The organism is Salinactinospora qingdaonensis, from assembly GCF_039539445.1.
Classification (GTDB): Bacteria; Actinomycetota; Actinomycetes; order Streptosporangiales; family Streptosporangiaceae; genus Salinactinospora; species Salinactinospora qingdaonensis.
This window is the reverse complement of the sequence record NZ_BAABDD010000057.1, coordinates 1-6,256: the sequence shown is the minus strand read 5'-3', so window position 1 is coordinate 6,256 and position 6,256 is coordinate 1. Positions and strand designations below refer to the sequence as shown.

The window sequence follows — 6,256 nt, the reverse complement described above, 5'->3', positions numbered from 1 at the left end:
GAGCAAACAGCAAAGCGAGCAGTTCATCCGCGATGTGCTGCAAGAGAGTGAGAACAGTGCCTGACCTCGTGTTCCGCAAGAGCAGCTACAGCTCTGGGAACTCACAGAACTGCGTCGAAGTCGCCCACCTGCCCCCCGACTTCCGCACCAGCAGCTACAGCGGCCACGCTCAAAACTGTGTGGAGGTCGCTGACCTGCCCTGTGGTGCGGCTGTCCGCGACTCCAAGCACCCCGAGCTGGGCCACCTCGCCTTCAGCGCTGCCGAGTGGTCGGCCTTCCTCACCACCCTCAAGACCGAAGGCGACGCCGCCTAAGTTCTGTTTTTGAAAAGGTCGGCGCGGGCGGGGGACGGAACAGGGGAGCGTGTCCGCTGTCGCCCCTACGGGCTGCCGAGATCGCGAAGCGATCGAGGCACGAGCGGACGACGAACACCCCCACGCACCCCCGACCCCAGCCGTTCGAAAAACAGAACCTAACCTCCAAGCGAGCCCGCGCCCTCTCTCTAGTCGGCTTGGGAGAGGGCGTTAGCGACGCTTCTTCACGGACATAGTTGCACTCTTTGTCCGACATAGCGCTCCGCGCTTGCCGGAATCGTGGCACTACCCCTTCTTGCGGCCGCGTCCGGTCGACGGAGGGCGCCAGTCTGCGAGGGCTTCGTCGGTGAGTCCGAGACGGTCGGCGGTCTGCGAGACGAACCCGGCGAAGTAGTCGGCGGGGCTGCCCGCCGTAGAGCGGGTCGAAGTCGCCGTGCCACTGCGCCACCCAGGGCAGCACCTCACGCATGCCCGCCAGTAGCGGCGTCAGCTTCTCGCCGCCCCAACCGTCGCCCTGCTCCCGATCGACGATCAGCATGGCCAGCGCCTGCGCCTGCTCGCGGTGGTCGAAACCGGCCCAGCCCAGCAGCAGCGACCCGTCCTTGGTGCTGCTCGCGCCGTCGCGCCCGGCGTAGGGGTAGGAGATGAACCGCTCCTTGGGCACGTCGAGCTTGCCGCGATTGCGCCAGCAGGAGGTCTGCCGGAAGTCGGCGGAAGCGTACTTGGGCGGTGTGGGGATCTCGTCGCGGATCTTCTTCTTTCGCTGCTCGTCCTCGGCGGCGTCCTCGGCGCGCTGCTGCTCCCACACCTTCTCCCACTCGGCGCGCTTGGCCAGCCCCTTGTCCTTGTAGCGCATCGCGGCCAGGTAGGGCACGTGCTCGGTCGGCACCAAGTCGGCGACCACCTTTTCCAGATCGGTGTGGGGAGCGTACAGCTCGGCCACCGACACCGCGTCAGGGTCGGCGCGCGGCGCGTCAACTTCACGCCGACGCGGCTCGGTTACGAACGAACGTGACGAGCGGTCGTCTCGAACCGCCCCCGGTGCTGTGGCAAAGCACCGGGGAAAGGGAGCTTCGAGAGACCGTCAGGAGGCGCGCAGCGCGTCGTGGGCGATGTCGAGGGCCACCTCGAAGGAGATGGCGACCGTGTCGTGGTCGTCGTGGTCGGCCGTGGCCGTGGTGTCGTCGGGGTCGATGGAGACACCCCACTCGCCGTCGGAGGGGCCGTCGATGAGTGCGACACGGCCCTGGTCGCGGATGGTGACGGAGACAGCTCCGGAGCTGAAGGAGTTCACGTCCCGCTCGACCTCGGAACCGAAGGCGGCGTCGATCGAAGCGTGGATGTCCTGAGGTGCCGGTGCGTCCATGGGGCTCTCCGATTCAGGCAGAGGGCTCAAAAAGGGGCGGCTCATGCCACGCTCGCGCGTCGCCCCTACGACGTTCTCGCCTGGCGAGACAGCGGGCACACGATCCGCCGACGGCGCCATGATCGCGGTGAGGATGTCTACTCGGCGATCCTCGCCGGCCAGGTATCCTCGCCGCGATCATGAAGCTCGTCCCACGAGCGAAGCGAGAACACCACCCGCCCGCGTCGCGCGTCGGGAGGCGCGGTCGCGCTTCCGGTCTGCTCGCGAGATGGTGGCAGTTCCGCGGGGTCCGCCATATCGACTCGTGCGACACCGGAAAAATATCGGACAAATGGGACAATCTACATGTAACCATTATGTTTTTTGCGGATTTCTCTGATTAGCTGGCGTGGTCGGCTACGCGCACGCGCGTGGTGGCTCACCAAGAGTTGACGTGGCCGCGCTTGCCGCCCGGTTCTGGAGGTCGGCGTGCACCGAGACCGCTGCCCTCACTCCGTTGCGGCGGGCAACGTCGACGGTGGTGTGCCACACCCGTCGTAGCTGCGCGGCCCGAGCCCCCGCAGCAGGGAACGTGGCCAAGGGCAAAACTCAACGCGCTCTATCTCCTCACGTGTGTCCTGCCTTTTCGTGACTGGAAAGCGAGCCCTGTGTCGATTCACGAGGCGTCCAAGAGCAACGGCGCTACCGATGGTCTACTCAGCCCCCGGGGATTCGTGGTTGTGGCGACCCTGGTCGTGGCGACCGTGCTGCTGGGGATGAGCGCCACGGCCGGCGCCCTCATCGCCACCGCCGACGACAGCCAAGGCGACATGGCCGCCGCAGCGCAGGCGAGTCAGGAAGCGAGCCCCGGCGACGAGCAATCCGCCCCGCAAGCCTCGGAAACTCCGTTGGCCAGCGCCCCGCCAGGGTTCCCCGACGGCAGCGCGAGCACCTGCGGGCTGGCCGCAAGCGAGGAGAGCGAGCAGACGACATTCGATGCGTGGCCGGAGGCCACCGACTGGAACGGCTTTGCGGGCAACGTGCGGGTCCCCACCGTGATCGGTCAGGGGCCGGGCGTCGTCGAAGGCAACGGTTTCCGGTACTGCTTCGCCCAGTCACCCACAGGCGCGGTGCTGGCGGCCGCGAACTACACCGCGATGCTCGACACCCCCGAGCTGGTCCAAGAGACGGTCGAGCGCACCTACGCCGAAGGCGAGGGCAAGCAGACGGTCCTGACCCGCTTGGCCGCGGAGGGCGTCGTCCTCGACCAGGCCACCCAGGGCCGGATCGCCGGAGTCACGCTAGTGGGCTACGACGACTACCGCGCCCGTGTGGACGTGGCGCTGACACCTCCCGGCGAAACCGGGGACATGACCTCTGACATGGTCGACCTGCGCTGGGAAGAGGGTGACTGGCGCGTGGTCGTCGGCGACGACGGCGAGCCGGTCGTGCCGGCCTCGACTCTCGATTCCCTTGACGGCTATCTGCTCACCCCCCAAGCAAAGGACCAAGGGTAACTCGGCTCCGACCATGCGAGCCCCTAGCGTAGACGGATGCGCAGAGTACGCGATATCGCGCTGTTCAGCGCGCTCACGGCCGTCTCCGCGGTGGTGGCGCTAACCGGCGAGCCGGTGGGCGGGCTGGTTTTCCTGGTGTTCTTCGGTGGCGGCGGGGCCGTCTACTTATCCCTGACGTGGCAGCGCACGGGCCGCTCGAGCACGCGGCAAGGCCAGACTCCGCCGCTCGAGCACGGCACCCTGCCGGGCGCCGAGAAGTACACCGCTCATCCGGTGGGCGTCATCTTCCCCAGCAAGCGGAGGACGGGAGCCATCACCGCCCTCGGCTCCGCCGCCTTCGTACTCATAGGTGCCGCCCTCCTTACGGACACGCTTGCCTCCAGCCCGAGCGCGCCGCCGGGCGAGGCGAGTGGCAGCCTCTTCGCCGCTGTCCTCGGCGCTGTCACGATCGGGGTGTTCGGCTCCTTCGGCACGCTAGGGGTGGCTTCGGCGCTGCGAGCCAGGGGCGGGATCGCGCTGCTGCCTGAGGGGATCTACCTGCGCGCGCCCGCCGGCCGGGCGTGGGTGCGCTGGGATGATCTCGCTGACGTTGCGCTGCGTAGCGACGGTACGAAGGCCACTGGCCCGGTCGGCAGCTACATCAAGGTGCGCGCCCGTTCCGCGGACGCGATCGTGCTGACCGGGCCGAACCGCTGGCTGCATGGGATCAACCGGGGCTCCTACGGCATGGACATGGGCTACCCCTGCCAGTTCCTCCGCCACGCTCCCGAACCGGTGCTCGCCGCGATCCGCCGCTACCGCGCCGCCCCCTCGGCTCGCGAGCACCTCGCCAACCCGGCGGTCGTCGACGACCTTGGAGACGGTGGGCGCTAGACACCTCTGGATGGCATGGAACAAAGGTACGAGCGATGGCCTCCCATCGCTCGTACCTCGATCGCTTCGCGATCTCGGCAGCCTAGGAAGGTGCCGACTCACCAGCGAGCATCGCTCCCAGGCGCGAACGACGGAAGAACCGTTCACGCTGCCTCGATCCCAGTCTTTCGTTTCTGTGGGGCCGTGGCCACGCGGTGCGGACGGACCCGATGGGTCCCCGAGGCGTGGCGCGTGCCGGCCGTGGCCTCGGCCGGCACTCGGCACAGACATAAAAGGGCCGCGGCGGTGAGCTGCCCTGCGTCATGTCACCGCCGCGGCCGGGGATGGGTCGGGGTGGCCCCGGAGGCCCCGACCTCGTTGGTTAGGTGAGTTCTAGTCGCAGGCGGTGCCGTTGACGGTGAACTCCTCGGGCACCGGGTTGTCGCCGCTGTGGGAGGCGTTGAACCCGGCGGTGACCGAGGCGCCCGGGGCCAGGTCGCCACTGGCCCAGGAGGGCGCGGTGGCGGTCACGGTGGTGCCGCTTTGGCTCCACTGGGCGCTCCAGCCGTTGGTGAGCTGCTGGCCGGCGGTGAAGTCGAAGGCCAACTCCCAGTCCTGGATCGCGGTGTCGCCGGTGTTGGTCACCGTCACCGAGCCGGTGAAGCCGCTGTTCCACTCGTTGGCCACCGAGTAGTCCACCGCGCACACCCCACCGGTGGTCTCTTCGTCGGTGGTGAAGGTGACCGTGGCGCTGGCCTCGGAGGTGTTGCCGGCCAGGTCGCGGGCGACCACGTAGTAGGTGTACTCGGTGGCCGGCTCCAGCCCGCTCAGCGTGGTGGAGGTCCCGCTGGGCGAGGCCACCAACTCATCACCACTGGAGGTCTGCTCGTAGACCTCGTAGCCGGCCAGGCCGCTGCCGCCGGAATCGGTGGAGGCCCCCCACGACAGGGTCGCTGCCGAGGTGGTCACGTCCGAGGCGCTGGGCTCCCCCGGCACCGTCGGCGGCGTGGTGTCCACCGGCGGGGCACCGGTCGTGAAGCTCACCGACGCGCTGGCCTCGGAGGTGTTGCCGGCCAGGTCGCGGGCGACCACGTGGTAGGTGTACTCGGTCTCGGGCTCCAGCCCGCTCAGCGTGGTGGAGGTCCCGCTGGGCGAGGCCACCAACTCATCACCGCTGCTGGTTTCGCGGTAGACCTCGTAGCCGGCCAGGCCGCTGCCGCCGGAATCGGTGGAGGCCCCCCACGACAGCGTGGCTTCGGTGGAGGTCACGTCCGAGGCGCTGGGCTCCCCCGGCACCGTCGGCGCGGTGGTGTCCTCCGACTGCTGCTGACCGGTCTGGTCGGCGATGAAGGAGGAGATCCAAGCCAGCGGGGCGTTCCAGTTGACGGTCAGCTCGTTGGTGGCCCACGACTCGATGTCGTCGATGTAGCAGAACTGCGGCGCGCACCCGGACAGGTTGTCCTGGGCGACCGGGTCCCACGAACTCGTGTTGGAGTTGGGGCCGCCAGCCACGGTGCCGTCGGGCGGGTTGGGCAGGCTGGAGTCGAGCTGGTTGGCGTACCAGCGGCTGTGCTGGTTCTTGGCGTCGTTCTCGCCGTAGCCGGTCACGTAGGACTGGTTGAGGGCGTTGCGCCCCAAGATGTAGTCCATGCCCCGCAGCACACCGTCGCGGTACTGGGCCTCGCCCGTGAGGTCGAAGGCGGTGGCCATGACGACCATGTTGTTGAGGACCTGACTGTTGGAGCCCCACACGAACACCCCGTCCTCGGGGTCGTAGGGCAGGTCCCACGGGCTGGAGCCCAGCGCGTCGAGGTAGCCGTCGGCTCCGGTGACGACGCTGTCACGCACGCGGTCACGGTCGGACAGGTCGTTGGGCACCGTGGCCAGGTTCAACCGGCCCAGCGCGGCCACCGACTGCCAACTGAATCCGCCGGGGGTGAACACGTCCTCGGTGTGCAGCGGCGAGGAGGTCACGGCGTCGGCGTAGCTCTGCTCACCGGTGGTGATGAACAGCTCGGCCGCGGCCCAGTAGAACTCGTCGCTGACCTCGTCGTCGCTGTAGGCGCCGCCGCCCTCACCGGTGGTGGGAGCGTAGACCTCCGGGTTGGCCTGGGCGGCCTGCCAGGCGGTCTCGGCGGCGTCGAGGCAGTCGGCGGCGAAGGCGGCGTCGTAGGGCTCGAAGATCCGGGCGCACTGGGCGCCGGTGGCGGCCAGGTTGAGCGTGGCCG

At 68.7% G+C, this 6,256-nt stretch carries 5 protein-coding genes and 1 pseudogene; 3 read left to right on the top strand and 3 right to left on the bottom strand.

Annotated elements, in window-relative coordinates:
• The first annotated feature begins 56 nt into the window (after nt 1–56).
• A complete protein-coding gene (locus ABD848_RS24670) occupies nt 57–314 on the top strand; it encodes a DUF397 domain-containing protein (protein ID WP_344977548.1) in 258 nt (85 codons plus the stop codon).
• Here ABD848_RS24670 and ABD848_RS24665 read toward each other — a convergent pair.
• Nucleotides 289–1,281 (bottom strand): annotated as a pseudogene (locus ABD848_RS24665) (DUF7008 domain-containing protein); the annotation flags it as partial. The gene ABD848_RS24670 and the pseudogene ABD848_RS24665 sit on opposite strands and share 26 nt — an antisense overlap.
• A gap of 117 nt (nt 1,282–1,398) precedes the next feature.
• Nucleotides 1,399–1,680 (bottom strand): hypothetical protein, encoded by a 282-nt coding sequence (locus tag ABD848_RS24660; protein ID WP_344977544.1) that lies wholly within the window; start codon nt 1,678–1,680, stop codon nt 1,399–1,401.
• Nucleotides 1,681–2,327: 647 nt separating this feature from the next.
• On the opposite strand from ABD848_RS24660, the gene ABD848_RS24655 reads away from it, so the two are divergent.
• Together ABD848_RS24655 and ABD848_RS24650 are read left to right on the top strand one after the other, a co-directional pair.
• Nucleotides 2,328–3,176 (top strand): hypothetical protein, encoded by an 849-nt coding sequence (locus ABD848_RS24655; protein ID WP_344977541.1) that lies wholly within the window; start codon nt 2,328–2,330, stop codon nt 3,174–3,176.
• A gap of 36 nt (nt 3,177–3,212) precedes the next feature.
• Nucleotides 3,213–4,049 carry a hypothetical protein gene (locus tag ABD848_RS24650; protein ID WP_344977538.1) on the top strand — a complete coding sequence of 279 codons (837 nt, stop codon included), beginning with the start codon at nt 3,213–3,215 and terminating at the stop codon, nt 4,047–4,049.
• Between the two features lie 372 nt (nt 4,050–4,421).
• Here the strand turns inward: ABD848_RS24650 and ABD848_RS24645 are convergent.
• Nucleotides 4,422–6,256 (bottom strand): glycoside hydrolase family 9 protein (locus tag ABD848_RS24645; RefSeq protein ID WP_344977535.1); only part of this gene is annotated, 1,835 nt, incomplete at its 5' end.

Excerpts from the sequence above, each read along its gene's own strand:
- ABD848_RS24660 (WP_344977544.1), bottom strand. The coding sequence starts at position 1,680 with ATGGACGCACCGGCACCTCAGGACATCCACGCTTCGATCGACGCCGCC.
- ABD848_RS24650 (WP_344977538.1), top strand. The coding sequence starts at position 3,213 with ATGCGCAGAGTACGCGATATCGCGCTGTTCAGCGCGCTCACGGCCGTC.